Origin of the sequence: Rhodococcoides corynebacterioides, assembly GCF_019834675.1 — a bacterium.
Classification (GTDB): Bacteria; Actinomycetota; Actinomycetes; order Mycobacteriales; family Mycobacteriaceae; genus Rhodococcoides; species Rhodococcoides corynebacterioides_A.
Window position 1 is genome coordinate 1 of the sequence record NZ_JABUBU010000011.1, and the last position, 26866, is coordinate 26866.

22 protein-coding genes, 1 tRNA gene, 1 other RNA gene and 1 pseudogene are annotated in these 26866 nt (G+C 69.6%); 16 read left to right on the plus strand and 9 right to left on the minus strand.

Translation table 11 applies throughout. The annotated features are described in order from the left end of the window. Positions 1–148 precede the first annotated feature (148 nt). From HQ603_RS12285 to tgt, 4 genes are read left to right on the plus strand one after another with little or no spacing between them, the layout of a single operon-like run. Positions 149–2464, plus strand: coding sequence for an MMPL family transporter (locus tag HQ603_RS12285; protein WP_222684826.1), 2316 nt, complete (start codon positions 149–151; stop codon positions 2462–2464). A gap of 4 nt (positions 2465–2468) precedes the next feature. Further along, positions 2469–4202 (plus strand): ABC transporter ATP-binding protein, encoded by a 1734-nt coding sequence (locus HQ603_RS12290; RefSeq protein WP_222684827.1) that lies wholly within the window; start codon positions 2469–2471, stop codon positions 4200–4202. Between the two features lie 38 nt (positions 4203–4240). Next, the gene (locus tag HQ603_RS12295) at positions 4241–6121 is read left to right on the plus strand and encodes an ABC transporter ATP-binding protein (RefSeq protein WP_222684890.1); all 1881 of its coding nucleotides are present in this window, start codon (positions 4241–4243) and stop codon (positions 6119–6121) included. After that, positions 6118–7347 carry a tRNA guanosine(34) transglycosylase Tgt gene (gene tgt, locus HQ603_RS12300; protein ID WP_222684828.1) on the plus strand — a complete coding sequence of 410 codons (1230 nt, stop codon included), beginning with the start codon at positions 6118–6120 and terminating at the stop codon, positions 7345–7347. Before HQ603_RS12295 ends, tgt begins: the two co-directional genes overlap by 4 nt. Positions 7348–7389: 42 nt before the next feature. Here tgt and HQ603_RS12305 read toward each other — a convergent pair whose 3' ends face one another. From HQ603_RS12305 to HQ603_RS12320, 4 genes and pseudogenes are all read right to left on the minus strand, one after another. Beyond that, positions 7390–8127, minus strand: a complete 738-nt coding sequence (locus HQ603_RS12305) for a queuosine precursor transporter (protein WP_222684829.1) — start codon at positions 8125–8127, stop codon at positions 7390–7392. 89 nt (positions 8128–8216) lie between these two features. Further along, positions 8217–8450, minus strand: a pseudogene (locus HQ603_RS12310) (RDD family protein); the annotation flags it as partial. Positions 8451–8468: 18 nt separating this feature from the next. Next, on the minus strand, positions 8469–9392 hold the full coding sequence (gluQRS, locus tag HQ603_RS12315) for a tRNA glutamyl-Q(34) synthetase GluQRS (RefSeq protein WP_222684830.1): 924 nt from the start codon (positions 9390–9392) through the stop codon (positions 8469–8471). Continuing rightward, positions 9389–10327 carry a LysR family transcriptional regulator gene (locus tag HQ603_RS12320; protein ID WP_261773775.1) on the minus strand — a complete coding sequence of 313 codons (939 nt, stop codon included), beginning with the start codon at positions 10325–10327 and terminating at the stop codon, positions 9389–9391. The genes gluQRS and HQ603_RS12320 overlap by 4 nt, the downstream gene beginning before the upstream one ends. A gap of 145 nt (positions 10328–10472) precedes the next feature. On the opposite strand from HQ603_RS12320, the gene HQ603_RS12325 reads away from it, so the two are divergent. Next, positions 10473–11852 carry an MFS transporter gene (locus HQ603_RS12325; RefSeq protein ID WP_222684832.1) on the plus strand — a complete coding sequence of 460 codons (1380 nt, stop codon included), beginning with the start codon at positions 10473–10475 and terminating at the stop codon, positions 11850–11852. Between the two features lie 76 nt (positions 11853–11928). Here the strand turns inward: HQ603_RS12325 and HQ603_RS12330 are convergent, their stop codons facing one another. Then, positions 11929–12837: an alpha/beta fold hydrolase gene (locus HQ603_RS12330; protein ID WP_245811153.1), complete on the minus strand. Its 909-nt coding sequence runs from the start codon at positions 12835–12837 to the stop codon at positions 11929–11931. Between the two features lie 157 nt (positions 12838–12994). Continuing rightward, positions 12995–13534, minus strand: a complete 540-nt coding sequence (locus tag HQ603_RS12335) for a hypothetical protein (RefSeq protein WP_222684833.1) — start codon at positions 13532–13534, stop codon at positions 12995–12997. 28 nt (positions 13535–13562) lie between these two features. On the opposite strand from HQ603_RS12335, the gene HQ603_RS12340 reads away from it, so the two are divergent. Continuing rightward, positions 13563–14474 (plus strand): DUF2797 domain-containing protein, encoded by a 912-nt coding sequence (locus HQ603_RS12340; protein ID WP_222684834.1) that lies wholly within the window; start codon positions 13563–13565, stop codon positions 14472–14474. Positions 14475–14513: 39 nt separating this feature from the next. Continuing rightward, on the plus strand, positions 14514–14666 hold the full coding sequence (locus tag HQ603_RS12345; RefSeq protein WP_222684835.1) for a hypothetical protein: 153 nt from the start codon (positions 14514–14516) through the stop codon (positions 14664–14666). 39 nt (positions 14667–14705) lie between these two features. On the opposite strand, the gene HQ603_RS12350 is transcribed toward HQ603_RS12345, so the two are convergent. Further along, positions 14706–14793, minus strand: a tRNA-Ser gene (locus tag HQ603_RS12350). Between the two features lie 93 nt (positions 14794–14886). On the opposite strand from HQ603_RS12350, the gene ffs reads away from it, so the two are divergent. The 5 genes from ffs to HQ603_RS12375 all read left to right on the plus strand — a co-directional run bounded on the left by ffs (position 14887) and on the right by HQ603_RS12375 (position 20563). Further along, positions 14887–14981: signal recognition particle sRNA small type (gene ffs / locus HQ603_RS12355), an RNA gene on the plus strand. Positions 14982–15022: 41 nt separating this feature from the next. Next, positions 15023–16303, plus strand: coding sequence for an aminotransferase class I/II-fold pyridoxal phosphate-dependent enzyme (locus tag HQ603_RS12360; protein WP_222684836.1), 1281 nt, complete (start codon positions 15023–15025; stop codon positions 16301–16303). A gap of 340 nt (positions 16304–16643) precedes the next feature. Beyond that, positions 16644–17555 carry a hypothetical protein gene (locus HQ603_RS12365; protein ID WP_222684837.1) on the plus strand — a complete coding sequence of 304 codons (912 nt, stop codon included), beginning with the start codon at positions 16644–16646 and terminating at the stop codon, positions 17553–17555. A 180-nt stretch (positions 17556–17735) separates the two neighbouring features. After that, positions 17736–18320: an HhH-GPD-type base excision DNA repair protein gene (locus HQ603_RS12370; RefSeq protein WP_222677160.1), complete on the plus strand. Its 585-nt coding sequence runs from the start codon at positions 17736–17738 to the stop codon at positions 18318–18320. A gap of 38 nt (positions 18321–18358) precedes the next feature. Then, on the plus strand, positions 18359–20563 hold the full coding sequence (locus HQ603_RS12375; RefSeq protein ID WP_222684838.1) for a DNA polymerase III subunits gamma/tau: 2205 nt from the start codon (positions 18359–18361) through the stop codon (positions 20561–20563). On the opposite strand, the gene HQ603_RS12380 is transcribed toward HQ603_RS12375, so the two are convergent. After that, positions 20560–21195 (minus strand): response regulator transcription factor, encoded by a 636-nt coding sequence (locus HQ603_RS12380; protein ID WP_222684839.1) that lies wholly within the window; start codon positions 21193–21195, stop codon positions 20560–20562. The two genes, HQ603_RS12375 and HQ603_RS12380, sit on opposite strands and share 4 nt — an antisense overlap. Next, positions 21192–22337, minus strand: a complete 1146-nt coding sequence (locus HQ603_RS12385) for a sensor histidine kinase (protein ID WP_222684840.1) — start codon at positions 22335–22337, stop codon at positions 21192–21194. The genes HQ603_RS12380 and HQ603_RS12385 overlap by 4 nt, the downstream gene beginning before the upstream one ends. 109 nt (positions 22338–22446) lie before the next feature. Here HQ603_RS12385 and HQ603_RS12390 point away from each other — a divergent pair, with 109 nt between their 5' ends. The 4 genes from HQ603_RS12390 to HQ603_RS12405 all read left to right on the plus strand — a co-directional run bounded on the left by HQ603_RS12390 (position 22447) and on the right by HQ603_RS12405 (position 26846). Further along, entirely contained in the window at positions 22447–22638 is a 192-nt protein-coding gene (locus tag HQ603_RS12390) for a hypothetical protein (protein ID WP_072681659.1), read from the plus strand. Then, complete coding sequence (locus HQ603_RS12395; RefSeq protein WP_222684841.1) at positions 22635–23321, plus strand: GAP family protein; 687 nt, start codon at positions 22635–22637, stop codon at positions 23319–23321. The genes HQ603_RS12390 and HQ603_RS12395 overlap by 4 nt, the downstream gene beginning before the upstream one ends. 148 nt (positions 23322–23469) lie before the next feature. Beyond that, positions 23470–24681, plus strand: coding sequence for an acetyl-CoA C-acetyltransferase (locus HQ603_RS12400; protein WP_068146246.1), 1212 nt, complete (start codon positions 23470–23472; stop codon positions 24679–24681). Positions 24682–24695: 14 nt separating this feature from the next. Next, positions 24696–26846 carry a 3-hydroxyacyl-CoA dehydrogenase NAD-binding domain-containing protein gene (locus HQ603_RS12405; protein WP_222684842.1) on the plus strand — a complete coding sequence of 717 codons (2151 nt, stop codon included), beginning with the start codon at positions 24696–24698 and terminating at the stop codon, positions 26844–26846. Positions 26847–26866: the final 20 nt, after the last annotated feature.

Here is a 26866-nt window from a genome sequence, read left to right on the forward strand (position 1 = left end):
TCTCCGCCGCGGTGCCGGAGTGGCCGGACGCGGACGTGCGCACGCTCGTCGCCCCGCAGCCCGAACTTGGCGACAAGCGCGCCCCCGCCCCCGTCCGCCTGACCCGAACCACTCGACCGTCGAACCACCGACCGAGGAGCAAAAACCCGTGGCCACCTTCTTGTACCGCATCGGGCGGTTCGCGTATCGACGCAAAGGCATCGTGCTGCCGATCTGGCTCGCCATCCTGGTGCTCGCCGGCGTCGGCGCCGCGACGCTGTCCGGCCCCACCAGCACGTCGTTCTCCATTCCGGGGACGCCGGCGCAGCAGGCGCTGGACCTGCAGTCCGAGCGCTTCGGCGGGAACGAGAACCCGCTGACGGCCGCATCGGCGGAGTACGTCTTCGAGGCGCCGGCCGGATCCACGCTGGAGAGCCCGGAGGCGACCGCGGCCATCGACGCCGTCATTGCGAACATCCGCGGCATCGCGGCCGTGAAGGACAGCGCCAAGGTCGATCCGGCCGCCGGTCCCGTGCCCGAGGGCGCGCAGCCGCTGCTGGACCCCGTCGCGGGCAACCAGGCGATCGTCGACCAGTACGCGCAGTCCGGTGCCCCGGCCGACGTGGCCGCGGCCAACGCGGCGGCGGTCTCCCCGCTCTCGCCGGACAAGACCGTCGGCATCGTGACCGTACCGATCTCCGGGACGGTCACCGACATCACCGATCAGACGCGGACCGACCTCGAGAACGCGGCGCAGCCCGCTCGCGACGCCGGCCTGACTGTCGAGATCGGCGGCAGTGCCATGCAGGCGGCCAGCCCGCCGGGCGGAACCGCCGAGCTCATCGGCCTCGCCGTCGCGGCCGTGGTTCTGGTGGTCATGTTCGGGTCCTTCGTCGCCGCCGGCCTGCCGCTCATCACGGCGATCGTCGGTATCGGCGTCACCAGCCTCACCATCACCACGGCGTCGGGCTTCGCGGAGCTGACCCAGTTCACGCCCATCCTCGCCATCATGATCGGCCTGGCCGTGGCCATCGACTACTCGCTGTTCATCGTCGCCCGGTTCAAGAACGAGCTCGCGGACACCGACGATCGCGAGGAGGCCGCCGGCCGCGCCGTCGGAACCGCCGGCAGCGCCGTGGTGTTCGCCGGCACGACGGTCCTCATCGCGCTGGTCGCGCTGCGTGTGGTGGGCATCCCCTTCCTCTCGCAGATGGGTCTCGCGGCCGGGTTCGGCGTCTTCGTCGCGGTGCTCGTGGCGCTCACGATGCTGCCCGCGGTGCTCGGCCTGTTCGGTCGCAAGGCCTTCGCCGGCAAGATCCGCACCGTCCCCGATCCCGAGCACAGCGACAAGCCGACCAACGGTCTGCGCTGGGTCCGCGTCGTGCTGAAGCGCCCCGCGATCGTGCTGGTCCTGGGCGTGATCGTGCTCGGCGTCATCGCCGGCCCCATGACCTCGCTCCGACTGGCGTTGCCGTCCGTCGCCACCGCGGAACCGGGCACCCCGGCCCGCGAGGCGTACGACCTGATCGACAAGGGCTTCGGTCCCGGTCGCAACGGCCAGCTGCTCGTGGTGGTCGACGGCAGTGCGGTGCCGGAGGCCGATCGCGCCGCGGCGTTCGCGGCCGTCGTCGACCGGGCGTCGTCCGAGCCCGACGTCGCCAACGCCCAGCAGGCCGGCCTGAACCCGGCGGGGGACACCGCGCTGGTGTCGGTCACGCCGAAGAGCTCGCCCATCAGCGAGGACACGCAGAACCTGGTCACCGCCCTGCGCGGTGCCGAGGGTGACCTCGAGTCGCAGTACGGGGTGACTTACGGCGTCACCGGACAGACCGCGCTCGAGATCGACGTCTCGGAGCGGCTGCAGGACGCGCTGGTGCCCTACCTCGCCGTCGTCGTCGGCCTCGCGTTCCTGCTGCTGATGGTGGTGTTCCGCTCGATCCTGGTGCCGCTGACCGCGACGCTCGGCTTCCTGCTCAGCGTGCTCGCGACCTTCGGCGCGACGGTCTTCCTGTTCCAGGAAGGCGGCCTGGGCCTGGTGTCGAACCCGCAGCCGATCGTCAGCTTCATGCCGATCTTCCTGATCGGTGTGGTGTTCGGCCTGGCCATGGACTACCAGGTGTTTCTGGTCTCGCGGATGCGGGAGGCCTACGTCCACGGCGCGAACGCGCACGACGCCATCGTCACCGGCTTCAAGTACGGCGCCCGCGTGGTCGCGGCCGCCGCGGTCATCATGATCTCCGTGTTCGCGGCGTTCATGCTCGAGCCGGACGCGTTCATCAAGTCCATCGGCTTCGCCCTCGCCGCCGCCGTCTTCTTCGACGCCTTCGTGGTGCGCATGGTGCTCATCCCGGCCGTCATGGGTCTGCTGGGCGACAAGGCCTGGTACCTGCCGCGCTGGTTGGACCGCATCCTGCCGAACGTCGACATCGAGGGCGAGAAGTTGGCTCGTCCGGTGGAACGAGAGAAGGAACAGGTGACAGGCTGATGCCGTGCTGATCCCGCTGCTTCGTCGCTACCTCGCGCCCTACCGACGGCTCCTCGTCGGCGTGGTGGTGTTGCAGTTCGTCGCCACCGCGGCGTCGCTGTACCTGCCGAGCCTCAACGCCGACATCATCGACAACGGCGTCACGGTGGGCGACACCGGTTACATCCTGTCGACCGGATCGCTCATGCTCGCGATCTCCGCGGTGCAGATCGCCTGTTCGATCGGCGGTGTGTACTGCGGGGCGCAGGCGGCGATGGCAGCGGGAAGGGATCTGCGCGGCGCGCTGCTCGACCGGGTGGGGACGTTCTCCGCGCGGGAGGTCGGCACCTTCGGGGCGCCGTCGCTCATCACCCGGAACACCAACGACGTGCAGCAGGTCCAGATGTTGGTGCTCGCCGGCTGCACGATCCTGGTGATGGCGCCGATCATGTGTGTCGGCGGCATCGTCATGGCGCTGCGGGAGGACCTGGGGCTGTCGTGGCTGCTCGGCGTCGCCGTTCCCGCGCTGGCGATCGCGATGGGCATCGTCGTCGCGCGCATGATCCCTGCGTTCAAGGTCATGCAGAAGCGGATCGACACCGTCAATCGCATTCTGCGCGAACAGATCACGGGTATCCGCGTGGTGCGCGCGTTCGTCCGTGAGCCCTACGAGGTCCAGCGATTCGACGACGCGAACACCGCGCTCACCGCGACGGCGCTGCAGGTCGGTCGGTTGATGGCCCTGATGTTTCCCATCGTCATGCTCATCTCCAACGTCACCAGTGTGGCCGTCATCTGGTTCGGCGGTCACGCCGTGGACGAGGGCCGGATGCAGATCGGCTCGCTCACCGCGCTTTTGAGCTACATCATGCAGATCCTCATGTCGGTCATCATGGCCTCCTTCATCGCCATGATGATTCCGCGCGCCAGTGTCTGCGCCGAGCGCATCTCGGAGGTGCTCTCGACGTCGTCGTCCGTCGTGCCCGCGACGAATCCGCGTCCGTTCGCGACGTCGCCGTCCACCGTCGAGTTCGTCGGGGCCGGGTTCTCCTACCCCGCCGCGGAATCGCCGGTGCTGTGCGACGTCTCGTTCCGCGCCGGTCCCGGCACGACGACGGCGATCGTCGGCAGTACCGGGTCCGGCAAGTCGACCCTGATTAATCTGGTGCCTCGCCTGATCGACGCGACCGCGGGCGTCGTCCGCGTGGGCGGCACCGATGTTCGCGACCTCGATCCCGCCGTGTTGCGGGCCGAGATCGGCCTGGTCCCGCAGCGTCCGTACCTGTTCTCCGGAACGGTGGCCTCGAACCTGCGGTACGGCAAGCAGGACGCCACCGAGGCCGAGATGTGGGAGGCGCTCGAGGTGGCGCAGGCCGCCGAGTTCGTCCGCGCCATGCCCGAGGGCCTCGACACCCCGATCGCCCAGGGCGGCACCACGGTGTCGGGTGGCCAACGACAACGACTGGCCATCGCCCGCGCGATCATCCGTCGGCCGTCGGTCTACGTGTTCGACGACGCCTTCTCGGCCCTCGACCTCACCACCGACGCGCGACTGCGCGCCGCGCTGCGTCCGATCACGCGCGACTCCTGCGTTCTGGTGGTGGCGCAACGGGTGTCGACGGTGCGCGACGCCGACCTCATCGTGGTGCTCGACGACGGACGGATGGTCGGAACCGGCACGCACGACGAGTTGCTCGAGACGTGTCCGACCTACGCGGAGATCGTCGACTCCCAGCGCAGCACGGCAGGTGTGTCGTGACGCGGCCCGCCGGACCCGGCGCGCCGGGCACGAAGGCGATGAACTTCGGACCGTCGGTCCGACGGCTCGTCGGCCGACTCCGCCCGGAACGCACGGTCCTCGGCGTCATTCTGTTCTTCGCCGCGGCCAGCGTGATCCTCACGGTCGTCGCACCCAGCGTGCTCGGACGGGCCACCGATCTGATCTTCGACGGCATCGTCGGTCGCTCGCTCGACCCGTCGTCGAGCAAGGAGCAGATCGTCGACGGCCTGCGCGCACAGGGAGATTCGGCGCGCGCCGACATGATCGCGGCGATGGACCTGGTGCCCGGACGCGGGGTGGACTTCGACGCCGTCGGCCGCGTGCTCCTGATCGTCCTGGCGCTGTACATCGGATCCGCCGTGCTGCAGTGGATCCAGGGCTACCTGCTCAACATCGCTCTGCAGCGAGTGATCAAGCGGCTGCGCACCGAGGTCGAGGCCAAGATCCACCGGCTTCCGTTGCGCTACTTCGATTCCACCAAGCGCGGCGACGTCCTCTCGCGCGTCACCAACGACATCGACAACGTCTCGCAGAGCCTGCAACAGACGCTGAGTCAGTTGGTGGTCTCCGTCATCACCGTGATCGGCATTCTCGGGATGATGCTGTGGATCTCGCCCCTGCTCGCCCTCGTCGCCGTGCTGACGGTGCCCGTGTCGGTGGTGGTGACGGCGTTCATCGCCAAGCGCTCGCAACCGCACTTCGTCTCGCAGTGGAAGCAGACCGGATCGCTGAACGCGCAGGTCGAGGAGGCGTACACCGGACACGAGCTGGTGAAGGCCTACGGGCGTCAGGACGAGACCGCGCGCGTCTTCCACGAGAGCAACGAGGAACTGTTCCGCGCGAGCTTCCGTGCGCAGTTCATCTCCGGAATCGTCATGCCCGCCATCATGTTCCTGGGCAACCTGAACTACGTGGCCATCGCCGTCATCGGCGGTCTGCGCGTCGCCTCGGGCAGTCTCAGCCTCGGTGAGGTGCAGGCGTTCATCCAGTACTCCCGGCAGTTCACGCAGCCGCTCACCCAGATCGGCTCGATGGTGAACCTGCTGCAGTCCGGTGTCGCGTCCGCCGAGCGCATCTTCGAGATCCTCGACGCGGAGGAGGAGGACGCCGATCCGGCAGGCGTTCCGGGTTCCGCCGGCGGCGGGCGCGTCGAGTTCCACGACGTGTCCTTCCGCTACGACCCCGAGCGGCCGCTCATCGAGCACCTGTCGTTCGTGGCCGAGCCCGGGCGCATGGTCGCCATCGTCGGTCCCACCGGTGCCGGCAAGACGACGCTGGTCAACCTGGTGATGCGGTTCTACGACGTCGACTCCGGGTCGATCACCCTCGACGGGGTCGACACCCGCGATCTCACGCGGGCGCAACTGCGGTCCCGAACGGGCATGGTCCTGCAGGACACCTGGCTGTTCGGCGGCACCATCCGGGAGAACATCCGCTACGGCAACGTCGACGCGACGGACGAGCAGGTCATGGAGGCCGCGCGCGTGAGTTACGTCGACCGGTTCGTCCACTCCCTGCCCGACGGGTACGAGACCGTCATCGACGAGGAGGGGAACAACGTCAGCGCGGGGGAGAAGCAGCTCATCACCATCGCGCGGGCGTTCCTGGCCGATCCGTCGGTGCTCATCCTCGACGAGGCGACCAGCTCGGTCGACACCCGCACCGAGTTGCTGGTGCAGAAGGCCACCGCGGCGCTGCGCAGCGACCGCACGAGTTTCGTGATCGCGCACCGACTCTCGACCATCCGCGACGCCGATCTGATTCTCGTCATGGAGAACGGGTCCATCGTCGAGCAGGGCACGCACGAGGAACTCCTCGCGGCACGCGGCGCCTACCACCGGCTGTCCGCGTCCGGCCTGCAGGAGCAGCAGGTGGCGTCTGGTTCGATGGGATCGTGAGCGCACCGCAGGACGATTTCTTCACCGTCGGAACACGACTGGACTCCCGGCTCGGCCGCACCGGCACCCTGCGCACCCCGCACGGCACGATCGCGACCCCCGCCTTCATCGCCGTCGGGACCAAGGCGACGGTGAAAGCCGTTCTGCCGGAGTCGATGAAGGAGCTCGGGGCGCAGGCGGTGTTGGCCAACGCCTATCACCTCTACCTGCAGCCGGGTCCGGACATCGTGGACGAGGCCGGCGGGTTGGGTGCGTTCATGAACTGGGACGGCCCCACGTTCACCGACAGCGGCGGCTTCCAGGTCATGTCGCTCGGCGTCGGCTTCAAGAAAGTCATCGCCATGGACGCCTCGCGGGTGCAGTCCGACGACGTCATCGCCGAGGGCAAGGAGCGCCTGGCCCGCGTCGACGACGACGGCGTGACGTTCAAGTCCCACCTGGACGGTTCGCGGCATCGGTTCACCCCCGAGGTGTCGATGCAGATCCAGCACCAGCTGGGCGCGGACGTCATGTTCGCGTTCGACGAGCTGACCACGCTCATGAACACCCGTGCCTACCAGGAGCTCTCGCTCGATCGGACGCAGGCGTGGGCCGTGCGGTGCATCGCCGAGCACGAGCGCCTGACGCGCGAGCGCGACGACAAGCCCTACCAGGCGCTGTTCGGGGTGGTGCAGGGCGCACAGTACGAGGATCTTCGCCGCAAGGCCGCGCGCGGACTCGAGTCGATCGTCGGGGAGTCGGGCCGCGGGTTCGACGGCTACGGCATCGGCGGCGCGCTCGAGAAGCAGAACCTCGGCACCATCGTCCGGTGGGTGAACGAGGAACTGCCCGAACACAAGCCGCGCCACATGCTTGGGATCAGCGAGCCGGACGACTTCTTCGTCGCCATCGAGAACGGGGCGGACACGTTCGACTGCGTGAATCCGTCCCGGGTGGCCCGCAATGCGGCGATCTATACCCGCGACGGACGGTACAACGTCAACACCGCGCGCTTCCGCCGGGACTTCACGCCGCTCGATCGGGACTGCGACTGCTACACCTGCGCGCACTACACGCGGGCGTACCTGCACCACCTGTTCAAGGCCAAGGAGATGCTCGCCTCCACGCTGGCGACCATTCACAACGAGCGGTTCACCGTCCGCCTGGTCGACGACATCCGGGCCTCGATCCGCGAGGGTCGGTTCGACGAGTTCAAGGCCGAGGCGCTCGGCCGGTTCTACCGGTGAGCCCCTGCGTGTCCGGTGCGGACGCGCAGGGGGTCCTCGCGGTCAGGCGTACGTCGGTTCGCGCTTCTTGATGTAGCCGATCACGGCGTAGGTGATGGGAAGCACGATCACCTCGACCAGCGTCTTCCACAGGAAGCCGACCACGACGTAGTTCACGAAGTCGGCCCACGTCGAGATGCCGATGACGCCGGCGGCGATGGCGCAGAAGATGAGGGTGTCGAAGAACTCGCCGACCACCGTGGAGCCGATCAGACGCGCCCAGAGGTGCTTCTCCTTGGTGCGTTCCTTGATCTTCACCAGCACGACGGCGTTGAGCAGTTGGCCGACGACGAAGCCGGCGAGCCCGGCGAGGACCAGCCGTGGCACGACGCCGACGACGGTCTCCAGGGCGGCCTGGTTCTCGTAGAACGACGCCGCGGGCAGCTCGATGGCCACCCAGAAGCAGACGGACATCAGTAGCAGCGAGCCGAAGCCGAGGTAGATGGCGCGGCGCGCGGCCTTGAGGCCGTACACCTCGGACAGCACGTCGCCGAGGATGTAGGCCAGCGGGAACAGGAAGAACGCGCCGTCGGTGTTGATGGGCAGGATCTGGAGAGGTCCGAGCGTGAGGTCGGACGAGCCGAAGAAGGCGACACCCTTGCTGGCGGCCACGTTCGAGATCAGCAGCGTCGCGACGAAGAGCGCGACGATCGTCGGGTAGTACCCGCGGCTGACATGGGCGAACGCGACCTGCCCAGACTTGGTGCCACCGTCGGTGCTGGTGGTGTTGGTAGCAGTCACCCGTCGATCCAAGCACCGAGACGACGACGGGCGCGAATCCCGTAGAGAGGATGCGCGCCCGTCGTGTGGTCGTGCGGTGTCGGGGCGGACTAGGTTTCGATCACCTGCGTGCCGCCGGCGAACTCGTCGTGCTTGCCCTGCTTGGTGGGGCTGGAGTTGATGGTCACCGCGATGACGACGTACGCGACGAAAGCGAGCAGCCCACCGATGAAGGGGATGATCGTCAGCAACATGAAGGCGTTCCGGATGGCCGACTGCTGCAGGGCGATCGTCGTGCCGCCGGGTCCGCGCACCGACAGGCCGAGGAACTTCTTGCCCAGCGTCGACGGACAGCGGATCGACTACGTGTCGCGACCCACCGCGTACCACGGCTCGCGCGGCAGCAGGTCGGGTCGCCACCGGACCGCGAGGTCGCCCACCGTGCGGCAACCCGGCGCTCCGATGGACGCCGCGATCTCGGCCAGCACGTCGTCCGCGGACTCGCCCGCGTCCAGTCGGTCACGCAGCGTGACGGCACCGTCCCGCTTGGCCAGCCGCGCACCCGTCGGACCCAGGGCGAGGGGAACGTGGACGTACTCGGGGACCGGCAGGCCCAGCAGTCCGGCAAGGTACGCCTGACGCGGTGACGACGAGAGCAGGTCGTCGCCGCGAACCACCTGATCGACGCCCTGGAACGCGTCGTCGACGACCACGGCGAGGTTGTAGGCCGGGACGCCATCGGTCCGCCGCAGCACCAGATCGTCGACGACGCCCGTGTGGTCGCCGAGCAGGACGTCGTGCACCGCCCGGGTGGTGACGTCGGCCCGCAGCCGGAGCGCCGGCCGCCGACCGGCGCGTCGCCGCTCGTCGCGCTCCGTGTCCGTCAGATTCCGGCAGGTGCCGGGGTACGCACCCTGGGGCGCGTGCGGCGCCGACGCCGCCTGCTGGATCTCGCGACGGGTGCAGAAGCACTCGTAGACGCGGCCGGCGGCCTGCAGGGTGGCGATCGCGTCGTCGTACGCGTCCCGGCGCGACGACTGGGTCAGGACGGGCCCGTCGGGATCGAGTCCGAGGGCCGCGAGGTCGGCCAGCTGGCGCTCCGCCGATCCCTCGCGCACCCGGTCGAGGTCCTCCATCCGGATCAGGAACGCGCGGTCGCTCTGCCGTGCGAACAGCCACGCCAGCACCGCGGTCCGCAGATTGCCGAGGTGCAGATCACCCGACGGGCTGGGCGCGAACCGGCCCGCAGCCGTCACCGCGCCGCCCCGGCGGTGCGCATTCGTCACCGCGCCGCCCCGGCGCGGCCTCGAAGCTCGTCGGCGCGCGCGAGTGCCTGCGCCCGAATCGCGTCGACGACGGCGGCCACCTCCGGACGTCGCAACGTGTCGGACCGCGCGACCAACCAGTAGGCCAGGGTCACGGTGACCTCGTCGGGCAGGACGCGGACGAGGTCGTCGTGCCGGTCGGCCATGAAGCAGGGGAGCAGCCCGATGCCCGCGTGGGCGCGGGTGGCCTCGACGTGGACGAAGACGTTGGTCGAGCTGACCGACCCGGCCATGGCGGGCAGGCGCACCCCGGACCCGGCGCCGGTGTGGGCCAGGTCCAGATCGTCGACCCGCAGCATCGAGTCGACGAAGTAGACCAGCGGATGCGCTTCGAGTTCGGTCCGGTCGGCCGGCGTGCCGTGCCGGCCCAGGTAGTCGCGGGTCGCGTAGAGCCCGAGGCAGTAGTCGGCCAACCGGATGGCCTCCGCCCGATGCACGCTCGGTTGCCCGACCACCACCTCGATGTCCATGCCCGACCGCGATTCCGACGCGCGGCGGGTCGCCGCGATCAGCTCCACCGAGACGGCCGGGTGCCGGCGTCGGACCTCCACCGCAGCGGGCGCCGCGATGTAGGCGCTGAAGCCGTCCGTCGCCGAGATGCGGACGACGCCGCCGAGGGGAGCGCCGTCCGGATCGACCAGTCCGCGCACGACGCCGTCGACGTGCTCGGCGGCGTCGAGCGCGCGTCGTCCGAGGGCGGTGAGCTCCCACCCGCCGGACGTCTTGACCAACACCCGCCCGCCCAGGGCGCGTTCGAGCGAGGCGATGCGCCGCGAGACGGTGGTGTGGTTGACGCCGAGCGAGTCCGCGGCCGTCGTGAATCGCCCGCTGCGGCCGACGGCCAACAGAACGAGGAGGTCGTCGGCACTGGGGAGCGACCGACCGATCGGGAACATGTGTGCATCTTTGCAGGCTCGTCGTGCGGGAGCGTCCATTGTGGAGCGGGCGCACGACCGCCGATACTCGGCACGTGTGCTCCTGGTCACAGGAGTCGGCGACAGCGGATCCCGGTCACGGGATCCATCAGGCGAGGAGTGGGACATGTCGGTTGCCGACAGGGTCGACCGCGACGAGGAACCGTCGGGTCTGAAGAAGGTGGTCGCCGCATCCATGGCGGGCACGGTGGTCGAGTGGTACGAGTTCTTCCTCTACGGCACGGCCGCGACGCTGGTCTTCAGCAAGATCATGTTCGCCGAGGGCACCAGCGAACTCGACGCCATCCTGGCCGCGTTCGTCACCTATGCCGTGGGCTTCGTCGCGCGCCCGCTCGGCGGCATCGTCTTCGGTCACTTCGGTGACAAGTACGGCCGCAAGAAACTGCTGCAGTTCTCGCTGGTCCTCGTGGGCAGTGCGACGTTCCTCATGGGCTGCCTGCCGACCTTCGACCAGATCGGCTACTGGGCGCCCGCACTGCTCGTCGCGCTGCGGTTCATCCAGGGCTTCGCGGTCGGCGGTGAGTGGGGCGGCGCCGTGCTGCTCGTCGCCGAGCACAGCCCCAACGCGCGTCGTGGGTTCTGGGCCAGCTGGCCGCAGGCCGGCGTGCCCGGCGGCAACCTGCTCGCGACGGTCGTGCTGCTGGTGCTCACCACCACGCTGCCCGAGGATCAGTTCCTCTCCTGGGGTTGGCGCGTGGCGTTCTGGCTGTCCGCAGTGATCGTCTTCGTCGGCTACTACATCCGCACCAAGGTCACCGACGCCCCGATCTTCCTCGAGGCCCAGAAGCAGACCGAGATCATCAAGGCCGCGTCCTACGGCGTCTTCGAGGTGGTCAAGCGGTACCCGCGCGGCGTCTTCACCGCCATGGGACTGCGCTTCGGCGAGAACGTCATGTACTACCTGGTGGTCACCTTCTCGATCACCTACCTCAAGGTCGAGGTGGGGACCGACACCAGCACCATCCTGTGGTGGATGCTGGCCGCGCACGCCGTCCACTTCGCCGTTATCCCGATGGTCGGCCGACTCGCGGACACGGTCGGACGTCGTCCGGTGTACCTGGTGGGCGCCATCACCACGGCGTCGTGGGGCTTCTTCGCCTTCCCGATGATGAACAGCGGCCACAACGTGGTCATCATGCTGGCCATCATCATCGGCCTGGTGTTCCACGCGTTCATGTACGCGACGCAGCCGGCGATCATGTCCGAGATGTTCCCGACGCGCATGCGCTACTCCGGCGTGTCCCTGGGCTACCAGGTGACCTCGATCGTCGCCGGGTCGCTCGCGCCGATCATCGCGGTCAAGCTGCTCGACGTGTACGGCTCGTCGGTGCCGATCGCCTGGTACCTCTTCGCCTCGGCGGCCATCACGTTCGTCGCGGTCGTCGTGGCGCGAGAGACGCGCGGTATCGCGCTCGAGTCCATCGACGTCGCCGACGCCAAGACTCTGGCCACCGAGGCCGAGCTGGCGAAGGTCGGTCTGAAGTAGGTCTCTCCAGAACGAACGGCGGGCCGCACCGGAACCTCCGGTGCGGCCCGCCGTCGCTCTGTGTGAAGCGTGTCGGTCAGGCGCCGGTGTCGGCGGCGACCAGGTCGGGTCGCGGGGACCCCGCCGTCTCCGCCATGAACTCCTCGAACACGCGGTGGAAGCGGTCCGGGTAGTCCAGATGCGGGAAATGCCCGGCGCGCGGGAAGATCTCGACGCGTCCGGTGGGGAGCTCCGCGCGGGCGTTGTCGGTGTGCGAGAGCGGGATGATGGTGTCCCGCTCGCCCCAGACGAGCATCGCGTCGATGGTGGGGAAGCTCGCGAAGTGCGGAGTGGCGCACACGGTCTGGCCGTGGAAGCCGATCACGGACCGGGCCGTCGCCAGGAACGCGCGGCGGGTTCCGCGGTCCTCGATGCTGCCGAACGCGTCCCAGGCCTCCGCGGCGCTGGGGCTCATCACCGGCAGGCCCAGTTTGTCGAGGCCGCTCAGCGCGCGGTCGGTGATGCCGCGCAGCGCCCGGTTGACCATGAACGGCAGGACCAGCTCGCTGCCGGGGAGCGTTGCCGCCCGCAGGAGCGGACTGACCTCGGGACCGAGGCCGCCACTGGCCACCAGGACCATGCGCTCCACCAGTTCCGGGAACAGATACAGCGTCTGCATCGCGATGCCGCCGCCCAGCGAGTGCCCGACGAACGTGGCCGACTCGATGTCCAGCGACCGCAGGAGGTCTCGCACCGTCGCCGCATGGGCGCTGATCGAGTAGTCGCCCGCGGGCTTGTCGGACTCGCCGTGTCCGAGCAGATCGGGCGCGATGACGCGGTAGTGCTGCGACAGCCTCTCCACCTGGGGCGCCCAGTTGCGGTGGTTGCCCAGCAGCCCGTGGATCAGCACGACCACGGGGCCCGAGCCCACGTCGAGATAGCGCAGCGCGTCGCCGTGGACGACGAGCGTGTGCATCGTCGGATGCGCGGCTTCGAATTCCGCCATGAGTGTCCCTCCGTAGATCTGCCTTCAGTGTGCCCCGGCGGAGCGGTTCGGAGGGCGTTCCGGGGAAACGAGAAGTCCGACATTCCCGGGGGCAGAGCGTCATGGATCACAAGGCGTTTGCGACGCGAACGAATCGTCGCGTCGGGATCGGCGCAGGTCAGTGGGTCAGGACGATCTTCGCGGCCGTGACGATCGCCGCCACGAGCGCGAGGACGACGCCGGCGATCACGACGCGGAAGGACACCTCGCTGCCGCGCAACCGCTGCACGACGACGGGAATACCGGACACGCGCAGCGCGATCAGACCCACCGACAGGGCCTGCGCGAGCGCCGCGGAGACCAGGTCCGTGGTGGCCAGCGCCAGCAGGGCGGCGGGCACCGCGGCGGACGACGCGATGGGGACGGCGTCGCGCAGTTCCTCCAGCACGTGACGACGGTCCGCGCGGATCGCGCTCGCCGCGACCGTGTCGGCGAAGATATGGGCGAGGAACGTCGAGACCCCCGTCCCCAGCACGAGGAGCGCGGCCGTACCGTCCTCGACGTAGCCCAGCGGGGACGCCGCGGCCGCCGCCAGCACCAGCACGTTGCCGTACACGTAGGCGGACAGTCGCCGCGCCGCCCGCTCCGGCGACATGGTTCCCCCGTGCCGAGTGGTGAGGCGTCGACGGGCGGACCGGACGAGGGACGGCAGCGGCATCGCCGAATCATGACAGGGGAGCACACACATGGATCGGCACGTCGTCCGCGGAGTGCAGTGGCCGGGGCCGCGGCTCGCGCTCACGAACGTCCGGACGGGCGAGACGACCACCCGCGACGTCCTCGGCTCGCTGCGCTACCGCGCGATCGACGACGCCGGAATCGTGTGGTGCATCGGCCGGCGTGACGACGACGGCCGCGCGACCGCCTGCCCGCGCGGGAACCGGGCGTCGTCCGGCGTCCACTGCGCCGACTGCGCCGCCGCCGATCCGTACCGCTTCGTCCACATCGTCCACCGGCAGAACTTCCTGTCGAAGTCCCTCGAACGCGTTGTGCTGCAACCGCACTGGCTGTACGTGGCCACGTTCGCCGGTGGCGAGACCAAGGTGGGAACCGCGGCGGATCCGCGCAAGAGTGCCCGACTGCTCGAGCAGGGCGCCCTGGTCGGGCGCTACGTCGCCCGTGCCGTCGACGGCCGCGTGGTGCGCATCCTCGAGGACGCCGCGACCGACGTCGCCGGGCTGCGGCAGGCCGTGCGCGCCTCGGCCAAGGCGGCCGGGCTCGCGCGACCCGTCCACCTCGCCGCCCTGGACGCCGCCAACGCCGACGCGGCGTCGTTCGCCCGCGAGATGTTGGGGGAGTTGTCCGCCGATCCCTCCTCCGACGTGGCCGACGACAGTTTCGCCGTGGTCGACGAACGGTGGGAGGCGCCGACGCGGGACGACGTGTTCGCCGGGCGACGCACGTCGTACCCCCTCGATCCGGGCGTCGGGACGCACGGGCTGGACGTGCGATGGGGCGTCGGGTCGGCGGTGGGCGCGGAGGTCGCCGCCGATCCCGGCACGGTGTACGTCGCCGACCTGTCCCGTCTGCGGGGCCGTCGCATCGAGTTCGGTGACTACGACACGGCGTTGCCCGCGGTGCAGGAAGCGCTGTTCTGACGGCCGTTTCGGGTTCGCCCGTCCGGGCACTCGAGTGCCATGCCGATGTATCGAATCCGGGACACTTCCACCGACGACGTGCTGGCCACCGCGGTCCACGAGGACGTCTCCACCGCCGAGGCGTGGGCGGCCGTCGTGGTGAGCGACGCCGATCCCGCGCCGGTGACGTGGGTGCTGGAACGGGACCAGTGATGCGTCGAGGCCCCGCACATGCAGTGCGGGGCCTCGACGTGGCGGAGGATAGGGGATTTGAACCCCTGAGGGCGTTAACCCAACCCGCGTTCCAGGCGAGCGCCATAGGCCACTAGGCGAATCCTCCGTGGGCCACCATACCGGCGGCACCCCGGTCGGAGCCAATCGGGCCCGCGACCACGGGGTTCGGTGCGGCGCCGGGTCTATGACTAGACTCGTCTGCGGATCCCGCGCGGCGCGCATCCTGTGAACTCCCCCAGGGCCGGAAGGCAGCAAGGGTCAACGGGCTCTGCCGGGTGCGCGGGGTCCCCTTACTTCACTCCCGCGCGGTCGCCCTTCGAAAGGCCCCTCTCGCCATGCCCACGACGCAACTCGGACTGATGAATCCCGACGAGTTGGCTGCGGAGCACGAGAAGCAGACCGAGGCGTACCGAGCGCTGCAGGCCCGTGGCCTCGCCCTCGACCTCACCCGCGGCAAGCCGTCGCCCGAGCAGCTGGATCTGGCGTCCGATCTGCTCACGCTGCCGGGAGAGAATTTCCGCGACGGGTCCGGAACCGACTGCCGCAACTACGGCGGCCTGCAGGGGCTGCCCGAGCTGCGGGCCATCTTCGGTGAGCTGCTGTCGATCCCCGTGGCCAACCTGGTGGCGGGCAACAACGCGAGCCTCGAGATCATGCACGACCTCGTGGTGTGGGCGCTGCTGCACGGCACCGTCGACTCGGTGCGGCCGTGGTCGCAGGAGCCCGTCGTGCGCTTCCTGTGTCCCAGCCCCGGGTACGACCGGCACTTCGCGATCACCGAGAGCGTCGGCATCGAGATGATCCCGGTGCGCATGAACCCCGACGGCCCCGACGTGGCCGAGGTGGAGCGGCTGCTGTCCGCGGATCCGCAGATCAAGGGCATGTGGTGTGTGCCCAACTACGCCAACCCCACCGGCGCGGTGTACAGCGACGAGGTGGTGCGGGCGCTCGCGACCATGTCCGCCGCCGCCCCCGACTTCCGTCTGTTCTGGGACAACGCCTACGCCGTGCATCCGCTGGCCGAGGCCTTCCCCCCGGCGTACGACGTGCTGGGCATGGCCGACGAAGCCGGTCACCCCAACCGCCCGTACGTGTTCGCGTCGACGTCCAAGGTGACGTTCGCCGGCGCCGGCGTCAGCTTCCTCGGTGCCTCGACCGCGAACCTGGACTGGTACCTGTCGCACTTCGGCAAGAAGAGCATCGGGCCCGACAAGCTGAACCAGCTGCGCCACCTGCGCTTCTTCGGTGACGCCGACGGCGTGCGCGCCCACATGGCGAAGCACCGCGAGATCCTCGCGCCGAAGTTCGCGCTGGTGCAGCAGATTCTCGACGACCGGCTCGGCGCGTCGAAGGTCGCGTCCTGGACCGAGCCCGCCGGCGGGTACTTCGTCAGCCTCGACGTGCTCGAGGGCACCGCCGCCCGCACCATCGCCCTGGCCAAGGACGCGGGCATCGCCCTCACCGCCGCCGGCTCCGCCTTCCCGTACAAGCAGGACCCCGAGGACAAGAACATCCGCCTCGCCCCCAGCTTCCCCTCCACCGACGAGCTCGCCGCCGCCATGGACGGGGTGGCGACGTGTGTCCTGCTCGCCGCGACGGAGAAGTTGCGGGGGTAGTCGTTCGGCTGGGGCTGCGCAGCGCGCCTCGACTTGCGCAGGTTCCGGTCACGTGCGCGGGTTGCAACCGGTGAGGGTTGCGGGAACCTGAGCAGGTGGCGCGGTTCCGGCAGTTGCGCAGGTTCTGGTCAGGCGCGCAGGTTGCAACCGGTGAGGGTGGCGGAAACCTGAGCAGATGGCGCGGTTCCGGCAGTTGCGCAGGTTCTGGTCAGGCGCGCAGGTTGCAACCGGTGAGGGTGGCGGAAACCTGAGCAGGTGTCGCCGCTCAGTGGGTGTGGACAACTCCGAGCCCTGTGGATGACGGCCTCGTCGCCGTCCGTCAGCCCGTCATGCTGCTCGAATGAGTGCACAGCCCGAGTTCACCTCGGACGAGAACGACCTTCTGCTGACCCGGCGTGCTCTCCTCCGCCGTGGGGTGACGGACGCGGAGATTCGAACCGCCAAGCGGGGCGGCACGATCGTTCCGATCAGGCGCGGGTGCTTCGCCGAGACGGTGCAGATCACTGCTGCCACTTCGGAGGAGCGGCACCTACTCCTGGCTCGTGCGGCACTCGACGCGGCCTCGTCGGGTCTGGTTCTGAGTCACCAGTCCGCCGCCCTGGCCTGGGGATTCGATCTCTGGCGGGGCGCGTCCGAGCTCGTGCACCTCACCACCGATCGTTCGACCGGCGGACGGGTCGACCGTATGCGACACGTGCACGCGCATCTGCTGGACGCGGTGGACGTCACGGAGCGGCTCGGACTCCCGATCACGACGGCGGCACGCACTATCGCCGACCTTGCGTGCGCCCTACCGTTCGACGAGGCGGTCTGCGTGGGGGATTCGGCACTGCGCTCTCAGCTGGCCACACCCGAACTGCTGGCAGCAGCGCTTGCACGCTGCGGTCGTCGTCGGGGAACCGCCAAGGCGCGACGGGTTCTGTCCTTCCTCGACGGCCGCAGCGAGAGTGTCGGTGAATCCCGCAGCCGCGTGTACTTCGACCGGTTCGACGTCCCGGCTCCGGACCCGCAGGTCGAGATCGTGGTCGACGGGAAGACCTACCGCGTCGACTTTCTGTGGGACGGGATCGTGGGTGAGTTCGACGGGCTGAGCAAGTACGCCGGCGACCAGGGTGGTGACGCCGTGGTCCGCGAGAAGCTGCGCGAGGACGCGCTCCGGGCCGCGGGATACGTGGTGATCCGCTGGACTTGGGCGGACCTCGCGGACGGCCGGCTGGCACGACGGGTCCTCGCTGCTCTGGTCGGTCGGTGACGGGTAGTACCTGCGCAGGTTCTGGTCACCTGCACGGGTTGCAACCGGTGAGGATGGCGGAAACCTGAGCGGGTGGGGGTTGTCGGCCACCTGCTCAGGTTCTGGTCACCTGCACGGGTTGCAACCGGTGAGGATGGCGGGAACCTGAGCACCCGGCACCCCCGTGCCACACTGGACCCCATGGCCAGGACCCTCCATCTGGTCGGCGACCCGGACGCCGACGCACTGCTCGCCTCGGACCCGCTCGCCCTGCTGATCGGGATGTTGCTCGACCAGCAGGTGCCGATGGAGTCGGCGTTCGCGGGACCGAAGAAGCTGGTCGATCGGATCGGGTCTCTCGACGTGCACACCATCGCCGAGATGCCGGAGGACACGTTCCTCGAGTACTGCAGCACCACGCCGGCGGTGCATCGCTTCCCCGGCTCCATGGGGAAGCGGATCCAGGCGTTGTGCGCGTACATCGTCGACGAGTGGGGCGGTCGCGCCGACGCCATCTGGACCGACGGCGAGCCCAACGGCAAGGAAGTTCTGAAGCGGCTCACAGCGCTGCCGGGATACGGCGACCAGAAGGCACGGATCTTCCTGGCGTTGCTGGGCAAGCAGATGGGCGTCGAGCCGGCCGGGTGGCGCGAGGCCGCCGGTGCCTACGGCGAGGACGGGTCGAGGCGGTCCATCGCCGACGTGGTCGACGCGGAGTCGCTCGGGCAGGTCCGCGAGTTCAAGAAGGCCGCGAAGAAGGCGGCCAAGGAGAGCGCCGGCTCGTAGATTCTCGACTGTCGGACGACGTCGGTAGTCTCCTCGACGTGGCCTTGTACCGGAAGTACCGTCCTGCGTCGTTCGCGGAAGTGGTGGGCCAGGAGCACGTCACCGAGCCGCTGTCGGTCGCGCTGGACTCCGGCCGCATCAACCATGCCTACCTGTTCTCCGGCCCGCGCGGGTGCGGCAAGACGTCGTCGGCGCGCATTCTCGCCCGGTCGCTCAACTGCGTGCAGGGCCCGACGTCGACGCCGTGCGGTGTCTGCTCCTCGTGCGTGGCCCTGGCGCCCGGTGGTCCCGGCAACCTGGACGTGATCGAGCTCGACGCCGCCAGTCACGGCGGTGTCGACGACACCCGGGAACTGCGGGATCGGGCGTTCTACGCCCCGGCCGAGTCGCGGTACCGCGTCTTCATCGTGGACGAGGCGCACATGGTCACCACGGCGGGATTCAACGCGCTGCTCAAGATCGTCGAGGAGCCGCCCGCGCACCTGATCTTCGTCTTCGCCACCACGGAGCCGGAGAAGGTGTTGCCGACCATTCGCAGTCGCACGCACCACTATCCGTTCCGCTTGCTTCCGCCTGTCGCGATGCGCGGGTTGATGGAGCGCATCTGCGCCGAAGAGAACGTGACGGTCCAGGATGCGGTGTATCCGTTGGTCATTCGGGCCGGCGGGGGGTCGCCGCGTGACACCCTCAGCGTGCTCGACCAGTTGCTGGCCGGCGCGGGGGACGAGGGTGTCCAATACTCCCGCGCCCTGATGTTGCTCGGCGTCACCGATGTCGCGCTGATCGACGAAGCGGTCGACGCCCTGGCGGCGCAGGACGGTGCCGCGCTGTTCGGAACCGTGGAGAAGGTCATGGACGCCGGCCACGATCCGCGCCGCTTCGCCGTCGATCTGCTCGATCGCTTCCGCGACCTGATCCTCATGCGCGCGGTGCCCGACGCCGGGGAGCGCGGACTCGTCGACGCCCCCGCCGACATGATCGAGCGGATGCGGGACGAGGCCGAGCGCATCGGCCCCGCCACACTGGCTCGGTACGCCGAGACGGTGCACGCCGGCCTGGGCGAGATGCGGGGTGCCACGGCGCCGAGGTTGCTGCTCGAGGTCATGTGCGCTCGCATGCTGCTGCCGGCGGCGTCCGACGCGGAAAGTGCTGTGCTGCACCGTATCGAACGGTTGGAACGACGTCTCGACGTCAGCCTCCCGGTCGGCGAGCAGGCTGCGGTGGACGCCGAGCACCGGCAGGACCGCGCGGCGGCCGAGGCTCCGCGTGCCGACGCCCCGCGCGCCGCGGCCGCGACGGAGGCCGCGCCGCGATTCGTCCGGCCGTCCGAGCGGGCAGCCGCAGCACCCCCCACACCGGAGCAGCCGCGTCAGGAACCCCCTACCTCGGAGCCGCCGCGCCAGGAACCCCCTGCACCGGAGCCGCCGCGCCAGGATCCCCCGGCACCGGAGCCGCCGCGCCAGAACCCCCCTGCCCCGGAGCCGCCACGCCAGGAACCCCCGGAGCCGACTCGGGAAGCCCCGGCCGATCCGGTTCCCGCCCCGACCCCGGAGCCGGAACCCGCCGCCGCTCCCGAGTACGCGCACGAACCCGAACCCGCGACCGAACCGGATCCGGAGCCGATCGCGGCATCGGGCCCGGACGCCGCGGACATCCGCGCTGTCTGGTCGGAGGTGCGCACCAAGGTGCGGGAGCGGAGTCGGACGGTCGAGGTGATGCTGTCCGGCGCCACCGTTCGCGCGGTTACCGACGGCACGCTCGTCCTCGCCCACGATTCGGCCCCGCTGGCGAAGCGACTGGTCGAGCCGCGGAACGCCGCGGTGATCGTCGATGCGCTGCGCGACGTGTTCGGGGTCGAGTGGACGGTGCAGTGCGAGGTGGGCGGTGCTGCCGCTGCCCCGGCACCCGCCGCGGCTCCCGCGGCCGCGCCGAAGGAGCGTCCGGCACCGCCCCGGTTCTCGCGCCCGTCCCGGTCGACCCCGCCGCCCGCGCCCTCGAGCGCATCCCCGGACGGCCGCGACGGGTCCGACGACATCCCACCGCCTCCAGAGGAGCCGGACTATCCGGATCCGGGGTACGACTCCTACGACGGCCCTCCGCCCCCGGAAAGTCCGGAGGAGCAGGAGGAGATGATGAAGCAGGCCAAGGAGCCGGTGGATCCTGCGACGCGTCGTGACCCCGACGAGGTGGCCCTGGAACTGCTGCAGACCGAGCTGGGCGCGACGCCGATCAAGGAGGTCTAGAGGCCGGCCTCGGCGGCGGCGATGGCGGCCTGCACGCGGGACTCCAGTCCGAGTTTGGCCAGTACGCGCGACACGTGGGTCTTCACCGTCGCCCCGCTGACCTGCAGCGCCGTCGACAGTTCGTGGTTGGACAGACCCTGGCCCAACAGGTGGAGCACGTCGCGTTCGCGGGGCGTGAGGTCGTCGTATCCCGCCGGTGCGGTCGTCGAACGGGGGCTGCTGACGAACCGCTCGATCACCGCCCGGGTGGCACCGGGCCCGAGGGCACCGTCTCCCGCCGCGACGCTGCGCACGGCGCCGAGCAATTCGTCGGCCGACGCCGTCTTGAGCAGAAATCCCGAGGCGCCGGCGTGCAAGGACGCGAAGACGTAGTCGTCCACGTCGAACGTGGTGAGCACCAGGACTCGACTCGGCGTCGTCTCGACGATGTGCCGGGTCGCCTCGATGCCGTCCATCCCCGGCATCCGAATGTCCATGAGCACCACGTCGGGACGATGCGTCCGGGCGACGGTGACCGCCGACGCGCCGTTCTCGGCCTCGGCGACCACCTCGATGTCGTCGTGCCCATCCAGCAGCATGCCAAGACCGGCGCGGATCGCGGCGTGGTCGTCCGCCACCACCACCGTGATCACGACGCCGACCCCACCGGGAGGTGCGCTCGGACCACCCAGTGCCCGCCGCACGGACCCGCGCTGCAGTCGCCGCCGAGCAGTTGCGCGCGGTGCTTCATGTTCGCGAGCCCGCGGCCGACTCGCCGGGTCTCGTCGGAGTCCGCATCGAGGTCGTTGCGGACGATCAGTCGCAGCGCGGTGCCCGTGCGGTTCGCGGCGACGTCGATGGGCCGACGAGCTGCGTGCTTCATCGCGTTGACCACGGCTTCATGGACGATCCGGTAGGCCGCGTGGTCGACGACGGTGGGCAGGTCCCCGACCTCGAGGTCGACCGAGACGTCGGTGCCGGTCGCGCGGGCCGCGTCGACGACGACGTGCAGGTCCGCCAAGCGCGGCGGGGCGACGGCGGGATCGGCGGCGTCGGCGTGGAGGACGTCGATCATGGCGCGCATCTCGGTCAACGCGGCGGTGCTCCCGGTGCGGATCGCGCTCAATGATTCCCGTACGGCCGGGTCGACGTCGCGAGAGAGCGCCGCGGTGGAGTGGATGGCGATGGAGGACAGATGCCCGGCGATGACGTCGTGCAGGTCGCGGGCCATGGCGTTGCGCTCCTCGGCGACGGCGGCCTCGCGGTCGCGGTCGGCGAGGATGCGGTGGGCTCGGGCCCGTTCGCGTTCGATGTCGGTCAGCTCCACCTGCCGCTTGATGGCCAGGCCCCACCAGAGGGAGGTCCCGAAGAACAGAGCGCTCACCACGAGCGCGCCGGCGGCCGGTCGGACGTCGTGCTCCGCGGCCAGCACGACGCCCGCCAGCACGACGACGCCGATGCCCGTCGCGTAGGTGGCCGCCCGCCCCACCCGCGGCGACCCGTGTCGGACGGCGGCGTAGAGCAGGTCGGCGAGGACGATCCAGACGGGCACCGATGGGCCGAGGACGAGATCCACGGCGAACAGCACGGTGCCGAGGGCGAGGGCCGCTCCCGGCCGGGCGCGTCGGGCGCACCCGACGAGGCAGAGGGCGGCGAGCAGGACGAGTCGTACGGCGAGCGGCACGTCGGTGCGTTCGGTGCCCAGCGAGAAGAGCCCGGAGAGGTAGAGGACCACTCCGACGCCGAACAGGCCCGCGGCGATGACGACGTCGAGGGACACGCGTCGCGATCTCACCGCCTCATCACAGCACGGCCGGGGACGGCGGTCGTCATTCCTTCGGATGACCGGCGGGTGGCTCGGTCGGCCGATGTGGCAGGCCGCCCGACGATCGACGCTGATCCGTATGACGACACAACTCTGGAAGGTTCTCGGTTCCCTGGCCCTGATCGTGGTGGGTGGCTGCCTGTGGCTGTTCGCCCGCGACACCGAATTCCTGTGGTTCCGCGGCGGACCGCTGGGCGTGGTGCTGGTCGTGGTGGGCGCGATCGACCTGGTGGGCTCGCTGTGGTCCCGTGACCGGCGGCGGGCCGAGTGACAGCCACCCTGGCGGCGGCGCTCGCCGGGCTGGCGCTCGTCGACAGCACGTCCCTCGGGACGCTCGTGGTGCCGTTGTGGTTCCTGCTGGCGCCGGGACGGCCCCGGGTCCGGGTGCTCGCCGGCTACCTGGCCGTGCTGGCGTCGTTCTACGCGGTGGTGGGTATCGCGCTGTGGTCGCTCGCCCGGCTCGGGGTGACCGTGGCGTCCGGATGGGTCGATCACCCGGCCGTCCGTGTGGCGCAGTTGGTGCTGGGCCTCGCCCTGTTCGCCTGGAGCTTCCGGTTCGATTCGCGACGCGGCGCGAGCAGTGTCGCGCGGTGGCGCGAGCGGGTGACGACGTCCGGGACCGGTGCGCGGCCGATCGTCGGGCTCGCTCTGGTGGCCGGGCTGTCCGAGGTGGCGACGATGCTGCCGTACCTCGGCGCGATCGGGCTGCTGGTGTCGGCGGACGTGTCACCGCCGACGGCGGCGGTGACGCTGGCGGCGTACTGCCTGGTCATGATCGCGCCCGCCGCGGCGATCACGGGTGCCCGGCTGGCCGTCGGGCGGCGGCTGGACGGTCCGCTCGGCCGGATCGACGGCTACCTCTCGGCGCGCGCGGACACCGTGGTCGGCTGGGTGATCGGCATCGTCGGGTTCGTGCTCGCGGCCTCGGCGGCGAACGCACTCTTCTTCGCGTGACCCTCCGCGGTCATCTCTCGTGCTCGTTTCGGACCTGTCGGGCACGTCCGCGCCCGCCTAGTGTGACCATCGTCGAGGTCTGTACCTCGTGGGCTCCGACGCGCTGCGTCGAGATGCCCGATCCACTTCTCGGAAGGAACTGCGCGCAGTGACCACAGAGGCATACATCTACGAGGCGATCCGAACACCGCGCGGGAAGGGCAAGGGCGGCGCGCTGCACTCCGTCAAGCCGATCTCGCTGGTCACGGGCTTGATCGACGAGCTCCGTCGTCGTTTTCCCGACATGGACGAGGACCGCATCTCCGATCTGATCCTCGGCGTCGTCTCCCCCGTGGGCGACCAGGGCGCGGACATCGCCCGCACGGCCGTGCTGGCCGCGAAGATGCCCGACACCGTCGGCGGATTCCAGCTGAACCGCTTCTGCGCCTCCGGCCTCGAGGCCGTGAACCTGGCCGCGCAGAAGGTGCGCTCGGGCTGGGACGAGCTGGTGATCGCCGGCGGCGTCGAGTCGATGTCCCGCGTGCCGATGGGCTCCGACGGCGGCGCGTGGGCGATGGACCCGCAGACCGCGTACGACACGTACTTCGTGCCCCAGGGCATCGGTGCCGATCTCATCGCCACGATCGAGGGATTCACGCGTGACGACGTCGACGCGTACGCCGTGCAGTCGCAGGACCGTGCCGCGGCGGCGTGGTCGGGTGGCTACTTCGCCAAGTCGGTGGTCCCGGTGACGGACCAGAACGGTCTGGTGATCCTGGACCAGGACGAGCACATGCGTCCCGGGACGACGACGGAGTCGCTCGGCAAGCTCAAGCCGGCCTTCGAGGGCGTCGCGGCGATGGGCGGCTTCGACGACGTGGCGCTGCAGAAGTACCACTGGGTCGAGAAGATCCATCACGTGCACACCGGCGGTAACTCGTCGGGCATCGTCGACGGCGCCGCGCTGGTGGTCGTCGGCAGCGAGGACGCGGGCAAGTCGATGGGGATGACCCCGCGCGCCCGCGTGGTCGCGACGGCCACCTCGGGTGCCGACACCACGATCATGCTGACCGGCCCGACGCCCGCGTCGAAGAAGGTGCTGGCCGCGGCCGGGTTGACGGTCGACGACATCGACCTGTTCGAGCTGAACGAGGCCTTCGCCTCCGTGGTGCTGCGCTACCAGAAGGATCTGAAGATCCCCGGCGAGAAGCTGAACGTCAACGGCGGCGCCATCGCGATGGGCCACCCCCTCGGTGCCACCGGCGCCATGATCACCGGCACCGTGCTCGACGAGCTCGAGCGTCGCAACGGCCGCTACGCACTGATCACCCTGTGCATCGGCGGCGGCATGGGCGTGGCCACCATCATCGAGCGAGTCTGAGGAACCGAGAACACATGAGCGAGAACATGATCGAGTGGGATCAGGACGCCGACGGCATCGTCACGCTGACGATGAACGATCCCGGCCAGAGCGCCAACACGATGAACGAGACCTACAAGAACTCGATGGGCGCCACCGTGGACCGCCTCGAGGCCGAGAAGGACTCCGTCACCGGTGTCGTCGTCACGTCGGCGAAGAAGACCTTCTTCGCCGGTGGCGACCTCAAGAACATGGTCAAGGCGACCAAGGACGACGCCGCGCAGGTGTTCGAGGAGGTGCAGCTGATCAAGTCGCAGCTGCGCCGCCTGGAGACCCTCGGCAAGCCCGTCGTCGCCGCCATCAACGGCGCGGCCCTGGGCGGCGGTCTCGAGATCGCGCTGGCCACGCACCACCGCATCGTCGCCGACGTGCCCGGTGTGCAGCTGGGTCTGCCCGAGGTGTCCCTCGGCCTGCTCCCCGGCGGCGGCGGCGTCACCCGCATCACGCGCATGATGGGCATCCAGAACGGCTTCATGTCGGTCCTCTCGCAGGGCACCCGATTCCGCGTGGCCAAGGCGAAGGAGCTCGGCCTGGTCGACGAGGTCGTCGGCAGTGTCGAGGAGCTGGTTCCGGCCGCCAAGGCATGGATCAAGGCCAACCCCGAGGGCGGCGTCGCGCCGTGGGATGTGAAGGGCTACAAGATCCCCGGCGGCACGCCGTCGAATCCCAAGCTGGCACAGATCCTTCCGGCGTTCCCGTCCAACCTGCGCAAGCAGATCAAGGGCGCGAACATGCCGGCTCCGCTCGCCATTCTGGCTGCCGCCGTGGAGGGTTCGCAGGTCGACTTCGACAACGCGTCCACCATCGAGTCGCGCTACTTCACCTCGCTGGTCACCGGTCAGGTCTCGAAGAACATGATCCAGGCGTTCTTCTTCGACCTGCAGGCGATCAACGCCGGCAAGTCGCGTCCCGACGGGTACGACAAGACGCAGTTCTCCAAGGTCGCCGTGCTCGGCGCCGGCATGATGGGCGCCGGCATTGCCTACGTGTGCGCCAAGGCCGGAATCGACGTGGTGCTCAAGGACGTCGAGCTCGCGTCCGCCGAGAAGGGCAAGGCGTACTCGGAGGCCATCGAGGCCAAGGCGCTCTCGCGCGGCAAGACCACGCAGGAGAAGTCCGACGCGCTGCTCGCGCGCATCCACCCCACCGCCGACCCGAAGGACGTCGAGGGTGCGGATCTGGTGATCGAGGCCGTCTTCGAGTCGCAGGACCTCAAGCACAAGGTCTTCCAGGAGATCGAGGACCTGGTGGCACCCGACGCGCTGCTCGGCTCCAACACCTCCACGCTGCCGATCACCGGTCTCGCGACCGGCGTGAAGCGGCAGGAGGACTTCATCGGCATCCACTTCTTCTCGCCCGTCGACAAGATGCCGCTGGTGGAGATCATCCGCGGTGAGAAGACCTCGGATGCGGCTCTGGCCAAGGCATTCGACCTCGTGCAGGCGATCAAGAAGACCCCGATCGTCGTCAACGACAGCCGCGGCTTCTTCACCTCCCGCGTGATCGGCACCTTCATCAACGAGGCCATCGCGATGCTCGGCGAGGGCGTCGAGCCGTCGTCGATCGAGCAGGCCGGCCTGCAGGCGGGCTACCCCGCGCCGCCGCTGCAGCTGTCGGACGAGCTGACGCTCACCCTCATGCAGAAGATCCGCAAGGAGACCTACGACGCCGTGGTCGCCGCCGGCGGTACGCCGCCGGAGGATCCCGCGGGCGCCGTGATCGACAAGATGGTCGACGAGTTCGAGCGTCCGTCGAAGGCCAAGGGCGCCGGCTTCTACGAGTACGTCGACGGCAAGCGTGCCGGTCTGTGGTCCGGGCTGCGCGAGGCGTTCGAGTCCGGCACCGCCGACATCCCGTTCGAGGATCTCAAGGAGCGCATGCTGTTCATCGAGGCCATCGCGACGCAGAAGTGCTTCGACGAGGGCGTCCTGAACACCACCGCCGACGCCAACATCGGCTCGATCTTCGGCATCGGCTTCCCGGCGTGGACCGGTGGTGTGCACCAGTACATCGTCGGCTACGAGGCCGCCGACGGCACCGTCGGCAAGGAGGCCTTCGTGGCCCGCGCGGAGGAGCTGGCCAAGCAGTACGGCGAGCGCTTCACCCCGCCGCAGTCCCTGCGCTGACGCACGAGAACGACGCGACC